Origin of the sequence: uncultured Nostoc sp. (assembly GCF_964247315.1) — a bacterium.
In the GTDB taxonomy this organism is placed as follows: Bacteria; Cyanobacteriota; Cyanobacteriia; order Cyanobacteriales; family Nostocaceae; genus Nostoc.
Genome location: NZ_CAXTTT010000090.1, coordinates 1 through 19,292, shown reverse-complemented (window position 1 = coordinate 19,292; position 19,292 = coordinate 1). Strand labels below are relative to the sequence as shown.

The following is a 19,292-nucleotide window of genomic DNA, read 5'->3' as shown; positions in this document are numbered from 1 at the left end:
ATCATTCGCAAAAGCGATCTCTTTGGCAAAAAAAGGAAGCAATGACTATCAATCCGGAAGCGGATACCGCCAGAAATGAAAAAAAGCTAACTTAGGCTACTTTTAATTAAAATTACTTAATGGTAAAATATGATTATACTCTAAACAAAAATATATACTGAACACAGTATGCTTCAAGGTAATGAATCGAGACGCGCTGGTAGTGGGAATTAATCAGTATCCTTTTCTGAAGGATACTCCAACAAGTAAAGCCAAACATCTTGTGTCTGCTGCTAACGATGCTGAAGCGATCGCCTATCTTTTAATTCAACAAATTTATAACTCTGGCACCTGTAGGTTACGTTTATTACCAGCGTAATGCTTGTAAATAATTTCTGGAGAGTTGCCAACCCACCTTCCTACATCCTTCGCATCAATATCAGCTTCCAGGCAAAGAGTAATAAAAGTGTGTCTGCATTGGTAAGGTTTGCGATATTCGCTGACTACACCCTGTTTTACAAGTTGAGTTACGATTCCATCTATATATGTACCACGGTGATTTTTGTAACCTTTCCAAGCATGGTTGAGAAAATCTCCAAAGTCTACTATGCCGCCTTTCTTGCTTCTAAAGATAAAATCATCTAGTTTACAGTTCTCAGGTTTGATAGAGTCTAAAATTTTACAGTGTTGATGATTAATCGGAAAACGTCTTTGGCTTTGGGTTTTTAATCCATCTTTGAGAGCTAACCCTTTAGTACTGATGGTAATTGCTTGCTCAAAGGTAATGTATTTATCACTGATATGCTTCCATTGTAGAGCGATCGCTTCTGATGGTCTGCACCCTGTAAAAAATAATAATTTTACTAAAGGAGCATAGTAGCTATAGAGTTTGCTCTCCTCAAATGCTTGAATTATGCTATCCCGTTCTTCCTTAGTAAAGGGATTAATTTCATATTCTGCTGATTCTGACTTCGGTATCTGAATATCTTTTGCCATACTTTGGAAGGGATTTGATTCAATTAGCTGACTCTTAAGTGCCCAATCACAGCAAGCATTTATATTTGTCAAAGTACCTTTGGCGGCATTAGCACTGAGATTGGCAAGTAAATAGTCTCGAATTGCGATCGCATCATCTAAAGTTTTAGTTGGTAACTTAGCAATGTGATTGCGATACTTGCGGTAGTCAACCGCATAAGTAGAAGGACTAACCTGTGGTTTTTTAAACTCAGCGTATTTTTCCCATAATTCTCCCAAGTCATATTGGGGGGTAGCTGAAGGACTAATTGGCGTAATTGGGCTAACGGTGCTTAATGAAGCTGCTGGTTTGTACTTAGCTAAACTGGCATCAAACTCTCCATAGTCAATATCCCTCTGGATTGTTGCCGCTAAAGTCGATGCTTGATGTCTTCCTAAAGGTGTATCGTAGTGCCTTGTCGAAAGGTAGAAACGCTTGGTTTTTAGCTCTCCCGTCGGCGTAACAATAGGATGAGAATAAAACTAATTGGAGACTGCCGTTAGAGTTCTTAATCTGCACTGAACCCCGACGGGCAATACTTTGAGATTTTTGAGATTCCATAAGGTTAATTAACTGGGGTAAAGACCTTTATCCTTCGACTTTACCCCAGTTTTACCCCAGAAATACCTATTGTGGTAAACACCTCTATCTTACCTTTTACCCCAGTTCTTCACCCAAACCACCCGAAATAACCCCAAAAATCTCTGAAGGCTTTGAAAACAAGCCTTTAACTCCCATTAAATAAAGGGCTTTAAAGCCCTGTAATGCTTATATTTCTTTCAAGGCGGCACCCGGATTTGAACCGGGGGTGGAGGTTTTGCAGACCTCTGCCTTACCACTTGGCTATGCCGCCACAGCAAGATTCCCTGAACTACTTTAATGTTGCTAAGGTGTCTTAGTAGGCATTTAGTAGCCATAGGAAGCTAGTTAAACCATGATAGCATAGGATTCTGAGGTAGAGATAGTAGGTTAACTGGATGTTTTTGGTAGTCTTCGAGCGATCGCTAGAAAATTTCGATTGCAGGTTGACCACAGTACAAACAACTCTTAGCTAATTAAAGAAAGTTGTAACTCCTCACTCCTCACTTGTTACACCTTTACTTCATCGGCAAAACTACCCCAACGGAGAAAGTGAAATGGGCCGGCGATAGAACCCCAAAGACGTTCATCGGTGTCTAAATCCCTTCCCCGATCGAGGCTGAAAAATTCTTTAGCGTCAATCTCAAATTCGTTATCTAGATAAGTATTTTTGCCGTCGCGAAACACTATGCAGCCTTTACCAGGTTCAACTCTGCCTTTGAAGCTTTTTCCTGTCCATTCTACAACCATGTTGCAACCTGACATTTTTTCTAATTGGTCAAGAGACAACTCTTTGAGGCGTTCGGGTTCACGAGATGCACCGTAAAATTTTTCTTCTTGTTTAACGGTGTAGTGTTCAATCGCAATATGGTTTTCTGCCGGAATCAACTTCATTACCCGCATCCGGTAGGGTTGATTGAGCGCAAAATCATAAGCTTGTTCGAGAAACAAACTTACCCCTGAGAACAACTCTAAAGGGAGGGGACGGATACAGACGCGGATATGAGCATAAAAAGGCGGATTTTCAAAAGCTTGTTCTTGATTGCTAAAGTCAGCTGCCATCCAGCGCGCTAAAGTGGCGATATCAGTAGAATGAGTCATTAGAAAACGATCGACTAGTTACTTAAATATTATCTAGAATTATTTTGACACTCCCCTGACTCAAAAATCCTAGCTGCGATCGCAATTTTTAAAATATATCTACGATAAATCCTCTAACTGGAGAAAATTAAGTTGCTTTAGTACAAGTTAAACTGCTGACATCTTGTACCTAACAACTAGAGATCGTTAGGCATTTATGGCAAAATTCGCACACTGCCTTTTATCTGTGTGCTGAAGCCACATAGCTTTCAGGTAGGCTTTTCTTGTAAAGCTGGAGAAAAGCTGGAGAATAGTTAGTCAATAATAGGGCATGGGGATAATCGCTCATTATCTCATGCAATTCACTCAAGGTAAAGTAAAGTACCCATGCTCAGGCACTTAATTGCGATCGCTACTGCCACTATACTCTTTAGCAATTCCTTCGCACTGGCAGAGAGTAAACCGCCGAAACCACCCGATAAATTTCCTCCCAGCCCTTTAGAGATTACCACACCCGATCCACTGTCACCACGTTCGCCCAAGGATAAACAACCGTTAACTCCCCAAGAACGGCAAAAGTTAGAACCAGCATTAGATGCGTTAAATCAAGAAGCGGCGGCGAAACTGCAAGCAGGGGAACCGATTGCGGCGTTTGAAATTTGGAACCGAGAATTGCGTTTGCGGCGCTTTTTAGGTTCATTAGTAGAGGTGCAAGCATTATCACGAGTTGGGGCGATCGCTTGGAAGCAAAACGATGCACAAGAAGTACAATATATTACGCAACGATTGCAAGCAATTCAAAAGCAAGCCCAATCTCAGAAAAAAACTACCCCAATCGATTTAGAATTGTGGCGATCGCTGGGTGAAGCTTACAAAAATGTGCGATCGTCTAAACTGGCTATAGAAGCTTATGACCAAGTTTTGCTAGTAGTGCGACAACAACAAGATCAAATAGCGTTATTAGAAACCCTCAAAACAATTGGAGAACTGCATTTGAGTTGGTTTGATTATCGCAAAGCTGCGCCAATCTATGAGGAATTGTTGAATTTAGCTACATCTGTTGGCGATCGCGTAAACGAGGTAACATATCTGCAACAGCTGGCTTATATTTACGAGCAGACAAACCAACCGCAGCAGTCATTGAGTGTACTTAACAAACTAGCAGAAATTTATGGCAACGAAAATAAGCTTAGAGAAATACTAGAATTAAAGCTAGCGATCGCTTCAGATTACGAATCTCTAGCCAAGAAAGATCCTAACTTACTGCTAGAAGCTTTTAAAAATTATCAAGAGGCTTATACCACTGCTTGGCAATTAAAGGAGTACGTTCGTGCTGGTGATGCTTTGCAGAAGTTAATTGCGTTGTATCGTTCGCAAGGACAAACACAGGAGGCTTTGCAGGCTAGCGAAATTTTGGTGCAGATACAGGCGCAAGCTGCCAACTTTTACGGCATGATGCAAGCTTATGACCAAATTGGGCAATTGTATCTAGAACGCAAAGAATTTCCTCAAGCATTAACAGCTTTTCAACAAGGGTTAAAACTGGCGCAACAACTCAAACATGAAGAAGCATACTTTACTGGGCAAATTGAAAAACTGTCGAAAGCAAATTAACTGAAATTTCTGCGATCGCTTAACATAAAAATACCCGTCACGCTTACCCAAAAGGTGAAAAGCTATGTCAGAAACTACCCTAGCTGCACCAGATATTCAACTCCCACCCACCCAAGCAGAATTACCAGACGATGACGGTATCCCGATGGAAAGCCCGCGACACAAAGCCCAGATGGATTTGCTGATCGATGCTCTGATACCTTGGTTGGAAGAACGAGAGGATGGGTTTATCGGCGGTAATATGTTTGTTTACTACAGTCTGGCCCAGGTGCGAAACAAAGACTTTAAAGGGCCAGACTTTTTTGCTGTGCTGGGAGTCCCCAAAGCAGAACGTCGCAGTTGGGTGGTTTGGGAAGAGGAGAAAGCACCAGATGTAGTTATTGAGTTGCTTTCTGATAGCACAGCCCAAGCAGACAAAAATGAGAAAAAGCTGATTTATCAAAATCAAATGCGTGTGCCAGAATATTTCTGGTATGACCCTTTTAACCCTAATGATTTGGCTGGTTTCTCTATTGAAAAAGGAGCTTATCAACCTATTGCAATCAATGCTCAAAATCAGTTAGTGAGTCAATCTTTAGGGTTAGCATTGCAGTTGTGGCAGGGAAATTATAAAGGTATTAATGCTACTTGGTTACGCTGGGCAAATTTGGCAGGGGAATTGCTGCCAACTCCTGAAGAAAAGGAATGTCAAAAGGCAGAACAAGAAAGCCAAAGGACAGAACAAGAACGCCAAAGGGCAGACAAGGCAGAATTGCAGTTATTACAAACTGCACGCAACTTACTTGAATCTGGGATGACAATAGAACAGGTAGCGAGGTTAACAGGTTTGAATGTATCTGAGATAGACACTTAAAAGGATGGATGATTTGTGGGATTTGTTTAAGCGATCGCACTGGTCATACTGATTGAGTTTTGCAGTATTTTTCTTAAGCTAGCACAGTATTGATTGAACAGCGATCGCCGCAGTTTCAAGTATCATAATCCTGCCTTGACTATGTGTATTTTATTTACTTATTAACACAGCGCTTTTGTTCTAAATTCCGCAGCTAAGTTAAAAAACCCTAGATTTAACTCAGTGTTACAGATTTTGCAGAGTTCAGCATTACTTGCTCAATTAATTGCCTGTGATATCTAGGTGTTTGGAATTGAAACCAGTTGCCGTTACTAACATTGCCACTAACATCGCGCTTTAGAGGATGTTTTAAAAGTGGTCAGTTGTAATTTTAGGCACTTTTATATCCCCCTTAGCCCCCCTTAAAAAGGGGGGAACCGGAATCAAAGTCCCCCTTAAAAAGGGGGATTTAGGGGGATCTAAAACGTTTTGCTACCGACCAAAGAACTTTTAAAACATCCTCTTAAGTTACTAAAATAACGAGTTTAGTTACCACCACGACGATTTTTGTTACAAACATGATTATTTTCGTTACAATGTTACGAATTTGTTACTAAAATAACGAATTTAGTTACCACCACGATGATTTTCGTTACAAACATCATATTTTTAGTTGATTTGCGGAGTCTATCGTTACACTCGATACTAATATATGTGGATTTTACCCAACCAAAATTAGGCTTTAGTAAGGCAAGCTAGCTCTAGAACACATAAAAAGAAGATAATTATGCCTCGGCAAAAGCATACATATCGCGTTCTAGAAAAAGCTGAATTGAGAATCGCCGGACTCAAAGCAATCGATCCTAGCATGGATTTTGGGGATGGTCGGAACTTGCAAAATATTAAACAAATAATTCAGCAGTACCGTAGCAAAATAGATACTTATAATACTACTCTAGCTATGATTGACTCTTACACAAATGAGATGAAAGAGTTGGAAAAAAGTTTGAGCGAGCTGACTGAAAAAAATGCTTCTGGGAGTTGCCTTTAAGTACGGCAAAGACAGCCAGGAATATGAAATGGCGGGTGGTGTTCGCAAAAGCGATGCCTGCGGCGGGCTACGCCTACGCGTCCACAAAAGCTTAGTCAATCGCTTAAAAGCTAGTACAGATGAAGTCTCTAATAATAATACCCAAACTGCATAATATCATCATTAGACTCCTAACAAAAGTCTTGATTTGACAGCGCTTTTCAAATAATTGAACTGCACCATTCCCATATCAATCGTGGTCAAAATACCTGTTTGCAATGATTTATATTCTAATTCAGCGACCTTGAATCACTTGGTTTGAAAGATATTTTGTACCATTTTTTTGTCTGTATTCGCCGCCGCCTTATCCAACTCTGCAATCTCACCAGCGTCTAATTGCCAACCCAACGCCCCAAGATTCTCCCTCGCTTGTTCCACGCTCTTTGCTCCGGGGATGGGAATAGTTCCTTTACAGATGCACCAATTAATTGCTACCTGTGACATAGTTTTGTTTCTGAACTGTGCCATCTCTCGCAAACATTCCAAAAGCGATTTGCCAGCAGAAGCCGCTTTGCCTCTACGCATTCCTGATAACATTTGCTTAAATAACAGACCTCGAATGCCTTTAGGCAAAGGGCCTTGCTCAGAGTATTTTCCTGTCAGTAGTCCCAAAGCTAGAGGGCTGTAAGCAATCAATTTAATGTCCAACTCATCACAAACGTCTTTGAGCTGGAGTTGAGTCACAGGATATGTAGACAACAGAGAATATTGAACTTGCAGAGTTGTAATCGGAACACCTCGTTGGGCGAATTTTTTCTGCACTCGCTGAAGCCGTTTCGGCCCATAATTGGATAATCCCACTCCCTTGACCAGTCTTTGCTCATACAAATCGGCAAGACCATCTAAAAGTCCTTCTTCTTGCCAAGGAGCATAGTTTGCTGTTGACCAATGCATCTGTACCAAGTCAACATTTTTTCCCAGGCGTTGGGCAGATGACTGGCAAGCCTTTACCATTGATTGACGCGTCCATCTCCACGGGTAAGCAGCAAGCTTAGTGGCAATACAAATATTTTCTTTGCCTGAACCTAGATATTCTCGGTTGAATCGTCCCAAAAGTGACTCACTGCGACCATTCAATCTCCCAGTTCCGTAAGAATCACCTGTATCAAATAAAGTTACACCGTTGCTTACACAAAGGTTAAAGACGGCTTGCAACTGCTCATCCATACTTTCGTCATATCCCCAAAGCAGTTGGTTGCCCCAAGCCCAAGTGCCGCAGCCCATGCTTGGGAGTGAGAGTTTTTGGAGAGTCTGCATCTTTAGCTATTTGTAGATTGCCTTATTAATTATCAGGCATATATAGCAGTCCGAAATCATTCATCAAAGAAAGGCAGGGGGTAGGGGGCAGGAGGCAGGAAGTCGGAGGTCGGAGGCACGAGGTTGTAGAAAATAATTTTTCTCTCTACCTTTCTTCGTTTAACCGAAGCACAAAAAAGGCAGACAAGGAGTCTGCCCTTAAAACCTTAGAGTTAAATTTTTGGTTTTAGTCTTTAATAACGGCCACCACCACCACCACCATAGCTTCCTCGTCTACCACCAGAGGAACCGCCATCTGTTTTGGGCTTGGCTTTATTAACTTTTAAGCTTCGACCCATCCATTCAGCGTTATCAAGGGCATCAATCGCCGCTTGCTCTTGTGCATCTGATTCTAATTCCACAAAGCCGAAACCTCTCATCCGACCTGTTTCTCGGTCGATAGGTAATTGAACATTTTTTACAGTTCCGTATTCTGCAAAGACTTGCCGGAGGTCATCTTCTTTAACCTCATAAGATAGATTACCGACGTAAATTGACATAGAATGTCTCCAGAATCAGAGGATGTAGAGATTTAGATCCGGAGAGGTCTGTAATACAAGTATATATAAAAACAAACTGTACAGCCGAATTTCATCTTCCACGCATACTTTAACATAAATGGAGAAGTTATGTTCTTAAGTAACACTATACTTAATCTGTCGATCTAAATACTCGAATAGTTGGCAACACTCGTTTCAAATCAACCTACCAGCGATCGCATAAAATTTGCAGCGCTCAAAAAATTTCCATAACTGAATTTATTTCTTTTCAAAGAATATTAATTAGTAATTTTTAAATTTTATTCAATCAAAATTTCCAGAGATGAACAATTCAATAAAAGCAGTGCGATCGCTTGTAACGTAAAATTAACTTCCATCCAGCATTTGCTAACAGCTTCACGCCCATGTTTTGCGACTACCTCATCCAAATCCTAACTGCCCGTGTATATGATGTTGCCCAGGAAACACCACTGGAGTCTGCTCCAAATTTGTCTGCGCGGCTGAATAATCAACTCCTGCTGAAACGTGAGGATATGCAGTCAGTATTTTCCTTTAAACTGCGGGGTGCTTATAACAAAATGGTGCAACTGCCAGCAGATATATTGGCGCAGGGTGTAATTGCCGCGTCTGCGGGGAACCATGCTCAGGGAGTCGCCCTTGCAGCCCAACGGTTGGGAACTAGAGCGATTATCGTCATGCCAGTAACCACACCTCAAGTGAAGGTAGATGCGGTGAGAATGAGGGGCGGAGCAGTGGTGTTATATGGAAACACTTATGATGATGCTTATAGCTATGCGCGTGAATTAGAAGTAAAAAAAGGATTGACTTTTATTCATCCCTTTGACGATCCCCATGTAATTGCTGGACAGGGAACAATCGGGATGGAAATTTTACGACAATATCAGCAACCCATCCATGCAATTTTTGCGGCAATTGGCGGCGGCGGATTAATTTCTGGGATTGGGGCTTATGTAAAACGGTTGCGTCCCGAAATCAAGATTATTGGTGTTGAACCAGTTGATGCTGATGCCATGTCTCAATCACTCAAAGCCGGACATCGGGTGCGCTTGTCCCAAGTAGGGTTATTTGCTGATGGCGTGGCGGTGCGGGAAGTAGGTGAAGAAACCTTCCGTTTATGTCAGCAGTATGTAGATGAAATTATTTTGGTGGGTACAGATGATACTTGTGCTGCGATTAAAGACGTATTTGAGGATACGCGATCCATTTTAGAACCAGCTGGTGCATTAGCGATTGCAGCTGCCAAAGCCTACGCCGAACGAGAACAAATCGAGGGACAAACCTTAATAGCTGTCGCCTGTGGTGCAAACATGAATTTCGATCGCCTCCGCTTTGTAGCAGAACGCGCAGAGTTGGGCGAACGCCGCGAAGCAATTTTTGCAGTCACAATTCCAGAGCAACGGGGAAGTATTCGCCAGTTTTGTGAATGTATTGGCAACCGTAATCTGACCGAGTTTAATTATCGCATTGCTGACGAAAAAACAGCCCATATTTTTGTCGGCGTGCAAATTCAAAACCGTGCCGATGCTGTCAAAATGCTAGAAACCTTTGAAGCTCATGGATTTGAAACCCTTGATTTAACGGACGACGAGCTAACTAAACTACATCTGCGGCACATGGTGGGTGGACACTCTCCCCTAGCTAACAATGAATTGCTCTACCGTTTTGAGTTTCCCGAACGTCCCGGCGCATTGATGAAGTTTGTTACTTCCATGAGTCCCGACTGGAATATTAGTCTTTTTCACTACCGCAACAACGGGGCAGACTACGGGCGAATCGTTGTTGGTATCCAGGTTCCCCCCTACGAGATGAAAGATTGGCAAGCTTTTCTCGATCGTCTGGGCTATCGCTATTGGGATGAGAATAAGAATCCGGCATACAAGCTGTTTTTGGGATAGGCGGGGAGCGGGGAAAGGCAGAGGTGCAGTATAATAATGTCCAATGCCCCATGCCCCATGCCCAATCCCCAATTTAACGAGAACTCCCCTTCAATATCAGATTTGAATCCCAAGTATAGAAGCCGATTTGATTAGGAACCCTAGCGAATCTACCTGTCCGATAGCCTCTAGATAGTTCATTCAGCACCTTATTTTTGATCTCTCTAATTTGCTGAGAATCTAGTTCTCCATAAATTCCGGCGATCACTTCAGCAACGCTGAAAACTTTACCTGGATTTTCTTCCAATAGAGAGGTGAGGGCATCAATTAAGAATTGACCCTCAAAGGCTTTGAGCATCGGTACTGTTTTTGTCGGCAAAACGAAAGGTTTCTTATTTTTGTTTTTGGTACTCCTAGAAGCACCATTACGATTACTTGGAGCTACCAAACTTAAATCCAAAGTATAACAACCTGGCTCATCGGGAATAGTTACCCAGTAATTCCTTTCTCTGCCTTGGGTGAGGGAAGATTGCACCCTACCTTTAACTACTTTGAATAGATGGGAATCTAACTCTCCATAGAGCGATCGCACGATAAAATCGATATGACAAACAGTACCTATCTGTTCTTGCAATAGCTGTTTTATGGCTTCCATTCGCGAGATAGCGTGCTGATACTGAGGTAGCATCGGAATTTCCACTACCTTCATTGAACTATCGTTGTTCTCTGGGGCGGTCTTTGGATCTGTTGATGTCGTTAGAGATTGACTTTCTTTTGTATCAACAGCAGCAGAAAAGGAATTATTTATCTCAACTCGATCTGAGTCTTTTTGTACTGACTCTAAAGACTCCACCAAGTTGATTTCCTCAATGTCATCAAGGGGTGATAAAAACCGCAGAGAACCTTCTGGAGAAAGATTTGAGGTTTCATCAGCCGTCGTTAATCTTGATATCTGCTTGTTGGCATCAGAAAAAGACCAGTTAGACAACAACGCTTCTACATGATCGAGCTGCGATCGCGCCTGCACAAAGAGGCGTTCATACTCTTCTGTCAGGCGAGCATAATAGTCTCGTAATTCCAATAGTGGTGAGAAAAAGGTTTCTGGAGGCGGTTCTAATTGTCCATTTTGAGTCATAGGGTTTTAATCAATTTAAATCGATATCACTTTTATAAGACATTGCTCTGGGTTTTGCTTTGTGAGATGCTGGCTGGGATTTCTTAGGCGGTTGGGGAGGGCGACATCTCTCACAATATAAAGGTCGAGGGCCGAAAGTCTCGCGCTTTGTCAGATCGTTACACTCTTTACAGACAAACTGGAAAACACGAGTATGAATCTGTCTTTTGTGCGCCCTGACAGTATATTCCCTAACATCAATGAATTTACTTGCCATAATCAGGAATTGTGAATTGCCGTCGGATCAATGTCATATCAATATAGCTATTCAAGCAAATCAAACCGCATCAGTGTGTGTTTATGTAGAAGTTTTATTGAAATCAGTGAATCTGACGCCTAGCGTAAAGTGCAGATGAGCAAATTGAAAGTTAGCCATTGACTATATATCTCAGCATATAATTGGCGATCGGCAAACACTACTATCATTCTTTAGACGCAGCGATTTACATGGCCCTCATCAGAAAAGTTGGTAGGGGAAAGTGCAGAATTATTTACTTCCACTACTATTGACTGGCAAATCAAGCGATCGCCAGCCGATCTAATCGCCCATCATAAAATTACGGCACTCCTAACCCCTCTTCCTCATGCTAGATGGGCAATGGTTAATGAAGCCATTTCTATCTAAAAAACAACCGCCTCCTAAAACAGGAGGCGGCGATCATCGCTAATCAAAGTATGATTCTAGTAAGTTTTGTCGCTCTACTGCTGACTGGGAGCAGCAGGCGGTGCAGCTGGTTGGGATTGAGGTTGTGGGCGTAAACGGCGCAAAGACTCGCGCAACTTGTTCTGGCTAGTGTTTTCTCCTCGCCGCCGCCGATTTGTGGTTGCTTGTGGCTGTTGTGATGAATCGGTAGCTGCTCGTTCACGCCGGATACGGCGTAGAGAATCTCTGGCACTTCCTTGAGTGCGATTTATTCTCGCTTCAGATGATGAGCCTGCGGTAATAGTTTCTCGTCTTTGAGGTTGCGGCCGTTGATTCAATCGAGATTCTGCTGGTATTGTGGCTGTAGCTTCATTAGATGGTGGTGTCAACTCTCGTCGCCTGCGTCTTGAAGTTCCCTCTGTTGAATTAGAGTTGGATGATGCTGCTACCTGTTCGTTTCTGTCCCGTTCTTGTCTTTTTCTTTCGCGTTCTCGGACTTCTTGCTGACGGCGAGAACCATCTAGGACGTAGTTAGGGATAATTGTCACTTTTTTTCTGCCACCACTTACTTTGACTTCACGCGCTTGTCTCATGGTGTCTTCATCCAAAGTGGAGTTCCCACTGGAGCGAGTAAGACGCACATTAGTGGCATTACCTTGTTCATCTAAATCAACTTCTACCCGTGGGCTGCCTTCAACTTTTTGCCCTCGTAATGACGCTGGATACTTAAAATCACATTTGTGGCAAGCTACCTTACCATTACTATTACCTGAACTGTTAATTTTTGGAGGTGTTGGCGCTGTTGGCGCTGTTGCTACTGTCGGACGGTTTCCTACTCCATTACCTATACCACTGCCAGAGCCAGAGCCAATTCCTGAACCTGTACCACTACCAGAGCCAGAACCAATTCCTGAACCTGTACCACTGCCAGAGCCAGAACCAATTCCTGAACCTGTACCACTGCCAGAGCCAGAGCCAATTCCTGTACCTCTACCTGTACTTAAAGCAACACCTGAGCCAGAGCTACCAGAGTTATCTGTCAGAACTGGACTACCACCGCCGCCGCCACCGCCGCCACCACCGCTCTGAGGAGCAACAGTTTTCACAGGGGCTTCTGGCTTGGGAGCAATTTCCCTATTTGTTGGTTGTGGGTTTTGAGTAGTTTGTTTTGGTTGTTGTTCAACTGGCTGAATTCGAGTAGTTTGTTTTGGTTGTTGTTCAGCTGGCTGAATTTTTGGTCTTTCAATCAATTCTTGTACTGGTTTTTGTACTGGTGGAATTTCTCTAGGCTGTTTTTGAACAATTTCTGGTTCTTTTTTGGGTTCTTCTGTAATTTTTTCAAGTGGTTTTTCTGGTTCTGCAGTCGGAGAATCTATGATCGCCACCTCTATTGGTTCTTCTTCTCCCGTGGGCACTCTCGTCAAATAATTACCTATGCCTGAGGACAGTACGCCGATATGCAGCGCCAGTGAACCTATTAGACTGTAAGTCAGAAAAGACTTGAGAGCCTCAACTTCTTTGGAACGTTGCTCGACAGTAGTGCCGGAAAAGCTCATAGCTATTGCTACCTATTCTCACTAATTTAGTCATATTAGAATGCATGGTTGCAAATATCAAGTAAAAAACTAAAATTATTTTGGGCAGTGTTATAAACAGCATATTTAATAATCAAAATATCTTTGAAAAATACTGTTGATTATGACGATTTATAGATAAAATTAATTTTTGTGTAATGTATTGATTAAATTAATTTATGTAAAAATAAAAAAGATTAAATAAAAATAATGATAAGTCTCTTTGAAAAAAGTATCATTATATCTTAAACTCTATTGAGAAAAAGTTTCATTTTTTTTAGCTTGATTCTGGTAGTCTGATTTTGTATTGTTGATGACGTTTAGAGGCACTACATGGGAATTCAAAATTTGTTTGAAGCAGGCGGTGTGGTCATGTTGCCCCTGCTGGTGTTTTCGGTGTTGGCAGGGGCACTGATGATTGAGCGGGCGAAGTTTTGGATACAGATTGGTAAGCGTCAAAACCGAGTGGTGCGAGAGGTTTTAAATCTTTATCGACTTGATAATGTCGTTAGTGCTGTGGATAAGCTGCAAAAAAATGTAGATTTACCTATAGCACGTATTTTTCTGGCTGGACTACAGCTAGAAAGACCGACTCCAGAAAAATTTCGTTTGGCTTTGAAAAGCGAGGCGCAAGCAGAAATACCTATGCTCAAGCGATTTCAACCTGTATTTGATACCATTATCGGTTTAGCGCCTCTGTTGGGACTTCTCGGCACAATTTTAGGATTAATTCGTTCATTTGCTGGACTGAATGTTGGTGATGTCGGAGCTACTAAAACTGGTGCAGTCACTGCTGGTATTAGTGAAGCTTTAGTTGCTACCGCCTCAGGATTGATTGTGGCTATCTTTGTGCTTTTAGGAGCCAGCATCTTCCGGGGACTATACCAGCGACAGATAACAATGATTCAAGAGTATGGCGGACAGCTAGAAATACTGTTCCTCGATCGCTATGACCAACTCAATCGCCACGAACAACAGGAGAAGTCTTATGGATCTAGATGATAATGAACCAGATTTAGCACCATTTATAAATGTAGTACCTCTGATTGATGTAATGTTTGCCCTTTTGACATTTTTTATTATGTCAACGCTGTTTTTAACACGGTCGGAAGGGTTGCCAGTAAATCTACCGAAGGCAGCCACGGCGAAGGAACAGCAAATTCCCACTAAAGTTACCATCACGGTAGATGAAAAAGGTCAGGTAAGTCTAAACCGCGATCCAATAGCAGTAAATGATTTAGCAGCACGAGTGCGGACTTTAGTTGGTTCTAACGCAGATACATTGGTGATTATTAATGCCGATCAAAAAGTTTTGCACGGTGAGATAGTGGGGATAATGGATCAAGTACGTCAGGTGAAGGGAGCAAGGTTGGCGATCGCTACCCAAAGATAACAAGTATAAATACTGTTTATCTCAATACTTCAAGATGTTTTGACCCAGGCTAACATCTTTCCATCGATTAAAATCGCTTGCTTCAAATTTACCAACCATTTTAACAACACTAGCAGCCAGAATTAACGGAAACTCTATATTCTGGCTCTTAACTGTAAGCTCTTTCTTGTCTAATGACTATTATTAGTGTGAATGACGTGATTTTTGCAATTTTGACATTTTTCATTATGTCAACTCTGTTTTTAACACGTTCAGAAGGTTTGCCAGTAAATTTACCGAAGGCCGCCACAGCTAAACAACAGCAAGTTCCTACTAAAATTACTATTACGGTAGATGAAAAAGAACAGGTAAGCCTGAACCGTAAACCAATTGCAGTTGATGATTTAACAGCGCAAGTACGGACTTTAGTTGGTTCTAACCCAGAAGTATTAGTGATTATTAATGCTGATGAAAAAGTTGATTATGGCCGGGTAGTGGCGGTGATGGATCGGGTACGTCAGGTTGCAGGAGCTAAATTAGCGATCGCTACCCAAAGAGAATAAATAGATATATTGGGCATCAGAAGTTCAAAGAGTCAGGAAAATTCTATATTCTGACTCCTAACTCCTTATTGTCTAATAGACATCTCCAGCAATCTATTATGCGTTGCCCAAAATTATTGTTATACACAATTAAATAATTTTGCCTACCTGATTTTCACCAGATGTTTAATTCTAACGGCAGTAACTTTTATTAGTATAGGTTTTGGCAACGTCAAGTTTAAGCCGAATGTTTCCATTCTAGTATCTACAATCACGACATAATCTAAACTGACTTGATAAATTGCTAATTACACGAACAAAATAAGGCATAGCAAATTTATACAAGCAGGTAGATTATCTGATGACTATTCCAGAGTCAATTAAAAAATTCATTACATGGATACAAGGTTTTGACCATCGTGTTTTACGAAATGAAGATGATGTAAAAGAAAAGTTTATTTTGCCAATGTTCCACTACCTCTGCTATCCAGAGATATGTCATCGTGAATACTCTTTAAAAACATATCAATCAGCAACCTACGCCAAAAAACCAGAAATTGCTCAGATTTATTTTGCAACAGATGATGTTAATAAACAAAATACAAATACATCACTGATTTTTGTGGAAGCGATAGAACCGCAAAAAACTAAGTTAAATGAGGCTATTGAGCAAGCTAAATTTTATAGTAATCATTTTAAAACACTATTTTTTATTGTCACTAATGGATATGAAATCAAAGTTTTTCAACGTTTGCATTCCAATCGAGAAGAATTAGTATTTGATCTAAATATAGATACCTTAAAAAATCATGTTGTCGCCTCAAAGTTTTATAATAAACTCAATTTTGATTTAGTTAAAAACATCAATAAAAATACAGCCAGTATTTTGACATATACTAAATATAACTTAATAGAAAAATTAATCATACGCAATCGAGATTTACAGGATATTTTAGAAAAATGCGATTTTGAGCCTTTCATAAGGCGATCAGGCTATCACTTAGTTGTTGTGAAACCAAAAGTAGCGATCGCCTGTAATTTACCCAAAGCTTTTGGAGAAGGTAATTGTCAAATAGAATTCAGCAGTATTCTTTTTAAAGGTCTAAAAATTAACTTAAATCATCAAGATATTTTAGGTCAGTTAATGACTGGATTACACACTCAACCGAATTGGGGTTGTCGTCGTTTTTTAAAACAGATAAATAAAAATAATTTTACAGTAAACTTGGGTCAAATAACAGTCGTTTTATCAAAAATAGAAGCAACAGACTTGTGTTTGTGTGTTGATGAAATTTGTCAAGAATATCAAAATTTAATTATTGAATTTGAGAATGCTCTAGAAACATGGGATTTTGAATTTGTAAAGTTCTCAGAAGTTCGCGGTTTTATCCTTTTTTCTGTAAGCCAAGAATTATGGGAATTAATGCAGCAGTTTGCGAAAGAATTTGATTATACTAAAGGCAAGTCAGAATGGCATCTATTTCATAGAGAAGATATATCTATTCGAGTCAGTCGAGGAATTCGCGATCATGCATTTATCTTCCCTAAATTTGACAGGGATTTATCTTTGTTATTTAGTAAGAAAACTAACATCATTTACGAGTTAAATGATGTTAACTTACAATCTCTTAAAACAGCTAAGTTTAGCTTATGGCAGCAAAATATTGGAGTACGAGGAACTTGGACAGCTAGATATACCAAACAGTGGTTATTAGATAAATATATTCCCAAAGTTATTAATTACTACTCAGAAAAATCTCAATTATCTGAAGCTGAATTGCTAGCAAAAATAATAAATTGTAGAAGTGAACGTGTGCCGATTAAAGAAATTGATAATGTTACAGATTTAGTTCCTTATCTTCACGACATACAATCTTGGCTACATATATATGTAGCCAAGATTGCAGCTTCGTTATTGAAACCATATTACCAAGCTTATACAAATTTAGTGCGTAATACAGATTCTTCCATAACAGGCATAGACTATATTTTTGGAAATTTGCGGAGAGTTGAGTGGAAAGATACGCCAGAAGAAAACTATAGCAATTCCACAGATTGGAAAAACTTGACTTTTAAATATGCTATAGATTGCTTAGATCGGCAAGTAACAAGAATAAATAATAGTAAATATGAGAATAGTTTAAAGGCAGACTTAATTACTCGGATATTTCTTTGGATTATAGAAAATGGTAAAATATCTTTTTCACAAGCTCAGTTAAATGCTGCTAAACAGGCTTTAATACCACTTTGGGAACAAAGTCGCTTTGAAATGCGCTATATTTATCCTAATCATAAAGCTACATAATCTGCTGTAAATCCAACACAAATCCAGGTAGTACATTTTCTCCTGATAAACTAGCAGGATTATCTAATACCTCTACATCTTTACCTGGACAATAAATTTCTACTCGCTTGTTTTTCCGGTCAATTAACCAGCCTAATTGAGTACCATTTTCGATATACTCCTGCATTTTCTCTTGCAATTCTTTCAAGGAATCAGTACGAGAATGCAACTCTACTACAAAATCAGGACAAATAGGGGCAAATTTTTCTTGTTGTTCTGGGGTTAAAGCATTCCATCGCTCAATTTTCACCCAAGAAACATCAGGAGAACGTTCTGCACCATTGGGTAGGGTGAAACCAGTTGAAGAGTCAAAACCTTTGCCTAATTTAGTCTGTTTATTCCAGATTCCTAATTCAACAACCATATCAAAGTTACGGTTGCCAGTATCACTACCTGTAGGTGGCATAATTAATAATTCCCCTGATGCTGTACGCTCAAATCGATAATCGCGGTTTTTCTGACACATCTGGAAAAATTGCTCATCAGTCAAGTCAATTTTCAATTTGAGTGTAGAAGGTAGAGTGGTTGTCGTGGCGTTCATAGGCTATTTTGAGCATCTTACTTTCTAGTGTAGTGCTGTGTGGGGTGCGATCGCTGCCAGGAGATAATGGAGTACGATCGCCAGTTTTGGCTGTAGAATAAACATCAACGCTACAGACATTCTGCATCCAATGAAAACATGACTTTTTGCAAGAGCGATCGCAATCAAAACAACTTCTGGTTAAATATTACTAATGGTCTATAGCTTGATACTTTAGAGGGTAAAAAATCTAGATGCTTTGGTTATCTCAATCGCTAGTGTTAGGAACTATATTTGTTAGCTTAACTTTTAGCACACCTTTATTTGCCAGTCAGTCTATGAACCAACAAGATATCCAGATATTAATAGAAAAAGCTAAAGATGCATGGGTTGCTCAAGATGTCGATGCTCTTGCACAATTGTTTACGGTTGATGGAGAACTAATCGTGCCTGGTCAATGCTGGCGTGGGCAAGAAAGAATTCGAGAAGAAGTTATCCATTTTAAACAACAGTATTCAGATATCAAAATAGACATCCAGCGAATTATCATTGGAGAAAATCAGGCAGCAGTAGAGTGGCACTACGAAGATACAGAAAAGGCGACAGGTCGTCGTAATAAAGCTGATGACGTAATTGTTGTAGATTTCAGGAATGGTCAGATTAGTCGTTGGCGTGAATATTTTGATACACAAACACCAGTTAACAGATAGCTGCACTAGTCATCACACTTCAATCTCCTTAATTCATTTTGAACTAAAGAGATTGAAGTCCTAAAATTTAAGTTGTGATGTAAAAAACACAAGACGTTTATCACCTCAGACCGCTCTGATAAAGAATTTAACCTTCCCTTGGTGATAATGAAGTGGAGGAAGCGACAAAAACTCCACACCGTCAACGGTTTTGATTTATTTACACTGTTCAAACATCTGCGGTCGCTCTCCTTCGATGTCTGATAATGGGCCACTGCGGCATAACACCCATACAATGTTGTTTGTTTTCATAAACATAGAATAGCTAACAGTTGGGTGAAAAACCCTCTCTCCCAAGTATAAACACTACCTAGCCAAGAGATATAGCTATATTGTTTATATAAACTTGTCTAAAGTAAGATTTTAATTCTTTATAACTTTAGCTACTCATTTTACGTCGTTGGGACTGTGCTTGGTTAAACTGCTTTTGTTGTGGTGTTAACCCGGATTTCTCACAAGCAGTAAAAAATCAATTTACATAACTTGATGTGAGA

19 protein-coding genes, 1 tRNA gene and 1 pseudogene are annotated in these 19,292 nt (G+C 40.4%); 11 read left to right on the top strand and 10 right to left on the bottom strand.

Annotation, left to right across the window (positions count from 1 at the left end):
- Positions 1-181 precede the first annotated feature (181 nt).
- Positions 182-358: a hypothetical protein gene (locus tag ACFE93_RS23920; RefSeq protein ID WP_375476909.1), complete on the top strand. Its 177-nt coding sequence runs from the start codon at positions 182-184 to the stop codon at positions 356-358.
- Here the strand turns inward: ACFE93_RS23920 and ACFE93_RS23915 are convergent.
- The 4 genes from ACFE93_RS23915 to ACFE93_RS23900 all read right to left on the bottom strand — a co-directional run bounded on the left by ACFE93_RS23915 (position 316) and on the right by ACFE93_RS23900 (position 2,674).
- Positions 316-1,233 carry a tyrosine-type recombinase/integrase gene (locus tag ACFE93_RS23915; RefSeq protein WP_375476907.1) on the bottom strand — a complete coding sequence of 306 codons (918 nt, stop codon included), beginning with the start codon at positions 1,231-1,233 and terminating at the stop codon, positions 316-318. The two genes, ACFE93_RS23920 and ACFE93_RS23915, sit on opposite strands and share 43 nt — an antisense overlap.
- A 106-nt stretch (positions 1,234-1,339) precedes the next feature.
- Positions 1,340-1,555, bottom strand: coding sequence for a hypothetical protein (locus tag ACFE93_RS23910; protein ID WP_375476905.1), 216 nt, complete (start codon positions 1,553-1,555; stop codon positions 1,340-1,342).
- 221 nt (positions 1,556-1,776) lie between these two features.
- Positions 1,777-1,847 (bottom strand) — tRNA-Cys (locus ACFE93_RS23905).
- 236 nt (positions 1,848-2,083) lie between these two features.
- Entirely contained in the window at positions 2,084-2,674 is a 591-nt protein-coding gene (locus tag ACFE93_RS23900) for a chromophore lyase CpcT/CpeT (protein ID WP_375476903.1), read from the bottom strand.
- A 366-nt stretch (positions 2,675-3,040) separates the two neighbouring features.
- Here ACFE93_RS23900 and ACFE93_RS23895 point away from each other — a divergent pair, with 366 nt between their 5' ends.
- The 3 genes and pseudogenes from ACFE93_RS23895 (at position 3,041) to ACFE93_RS23885 (ending at position 6,304) form a co-directional block, all read left to right on the top strand.
- Positions 3,041-4,267 carry a tetratricopeptide repeat protein gene (locus tag ACFE93_RS23895; protein ID WP_375476901.1) on the top strand — a complete coding sequence of 409 codons (1,227 nt, stop codon included), beginning with the start codon at positions 3,041-3,043 and terminating at the stop codon, positions 4,265-4,267.
- Between the two features lie 64 nt (positions 4,268-4,331).
- Positions 4,332-5,120 (top strand): Uma2 family endonuclease, encoded by a 789-nt coding sequence (locus tag ACFE93_RS23890; protein WP_375476899.1) that lies wholly within the window; start codon positions 4,332-4,334, stop codon positions 5,118-5,120.
- Positions 5,121-5,886: 766 nt separating this feature from the next.
- Positions 5,887-6,304: pseudogene (locus tag ACFE93_RS23885) on the top strand (hypothetical protein).
- Positions 6,305-6,438: 134 nt separating this feature from the next.
- Here ACFE93_RS23885 and ACFE93_RS23880 read toward each other — a convergent pair.
- On the bottom strand, positions 6,439-7,446 hold the full coding sequence (locus ACFE93_RS23880) for an aldo/keto reductase (RefSeq protein WP_375476897.1): 1,008 nt from the start codon (positions 7,444-7,446) through the stop codon (positions 6,439-6,441).
- A 233-nt stretch (positions 7,447-7,679) separates the two neighbouring features.
- Positions 7,680-7,985, bottom strand: coding sequence for an RNA recognition motif domain-containing protein (locus ACFE93_RS23875; RefSeq protein WP_375476895.1), 306 nt, complete (start codon positions 7,983-7,985; stop codon positions 7,680-7,682).
- A gap of 404 nt (positions 7,986-8,389) precedes the next feature.
- Here ACFE93_RS23875 and ilvA point away from each other — a divergent pair, with 404 nt between their 5' ends.
- Entirely contained in the window at positions 8,390-9,901 is a 1,512-nt protein-coding gene (gene ilvA / locus ACFE93_RS23870) for a threonine ammonia-lyase, biosynthetic (RefSeq protein ID WP_375476893.1), read from the top strand.
- A 73-nt stretch (positions 9,902-9,974) separates the two neighbouring features.
- Here ilvA and ACFE93_RS23865 read toward each other — a convergent pair whose 3' ends face one another.
- Both ACFE93_RS23865 and ACFE93_RS23860 read right to left on the bottom strand, forming a co-directional pair.
- Positions 9,975-11,015, bottom strand: coding sequence for a hypothetical protein (locus ACFE93_RS23865; RefSeq protein ID WP_375476891.1), 1,041 nt, complete (start codon positions 11,013-11,015; stop codon positions 9,975-9,977).
- 10 nt (positions 11,016-11,025) lie between these two features.
- Positions 11,026-11,271, bottom strand: coding sequence for a hypothetical protein (locus ACFE93_RS23860; protein ID WP_099099597.1), 246 nt, complete (start codon positions 11,269-11,271; stop codon positions 11,026-11,028).
- Positions 11,272-11,520: 249 nt separating this feature from the next.
- Between ACFE93_RS23860 and ACFE93_RS23855 the strand changes: the two genes are divergently transcribed.
- On the top strand, positions 11,521-11,679 hold the full coding sequence (locus ACFE93_RS23855) for a hypothetical protein (RefSeq protein WP_375476889.1): 159 nt from the start codon (positions 11,521-11,523) through the stop codon (positions 11,677-11,679).
- 74 nt (positions 11,680-11,753) lie between these two features.
- Here the strand turns inward: ACFE93_RS23855 and ACFE93_RS23850 are convergent, their stop codons facing one another.
- On the bottom strand, positions 11,754-13,253 hold the full coding sequence (locus ACFE93_RS23850) for a TonB family protein (protein WP_375476887.1): 1,500 nt from the start codon (positions 13,251-13,253) through the stop codon (positions 11,754-11,756).
- Between the two features lie 351 nt (positions 13,254-13,604).
- Here ACFE93_RS23850 and ACFE93_RS23845 point away from each other — a divergent pair, with 351 nt between their 5' ends.
- From ACFE93_RS23845 to ACFE93_RS23830, 4 genes are all read left to right on the top strand, one after another.
- Positions 13,605-14,273, top strand: a complete 669-nt coding sequence (locus ACFE93_RS23845) for a MotA/TolQ/ExbB proton channel family protein (protein ID WP_375476885.1) — start codon at positions 13,605-13,607, stop codon at positions 14,271-14,273.
- Positions 14,260-14,664, top strand: coding sequence for an ExbD/TolR family protein (locus ACFE93_RS23840; protein WP_375476883.1), 405 nt, complete (start codon positions 14,260-14,262; stop codon positions 14,662-14,664). The genes ACFE93_RS23845 and ACFE93_RS23840 overlap by 14 nt, the downstream gene beginning before the upstream one ends.
- Before the next feature lie 173 nt (positions 14,665-14,837).
- Positions 14,838-15,206, top strand: coding sequence for an ExbD/TolR family protein (locus ACFE93_RS23835; protein WP_375476881.1), 369 nt, complete (start codon positions 14,838-14,840; stop codon positions 15,204-15,206).
- 340 nt (positions 15,207-15,546) lie between these two features.
- Positions 15,547-17,490: a hypothetical protein gene (locus tag ACFE93_RS23830; RefSeq protein WP_375476879.1), complete on the top strand. Its 1,944-nt coding sequence runs from the start codon at positions 15,547-15,549 to the stop codon at positions 17,488-17,490.
- Here the strand turns inward: ACFE93_RS23830 and ACFE93_RS23825 are convergent.
- Positions 17,483-18,070: a Uma2 family endonuclease gene (locus ACFE93_RS23825; protein WP_375476877.1), complete on the bottom strand. Its 588-nt coding sequence runs from the start codon at positions 18,068-18,070 to the stop codon at positions 17,483-17,485. The two genes, ACFE93_RS23830 and ACFE93_RS23825, sit on opposite strands and share 8 nt — an antisense overlap.
- A gap of 233 nt (positions 18,071-18,303) precedes the next feature.
- Here ACFE93_RS23825 and ACFE93_RS23820 point away from each other — a divergent pair, with 233 nt between their 5' ends.
- The gene (locus ACFE93_RS23820; RefSeq protein WP_375476875.1) at positions 18,304-18,759 is read left to right on the top strand and encodes a nuclear transport factor 2 family protein; all 456 of its coding nucleotides are present in this window, start codon (positions 18,304-18,306) and stop codon (positions 18,757-18,759) included.
- Positions 18,760-19,292 lie beyond the last annotated feature (533 nt).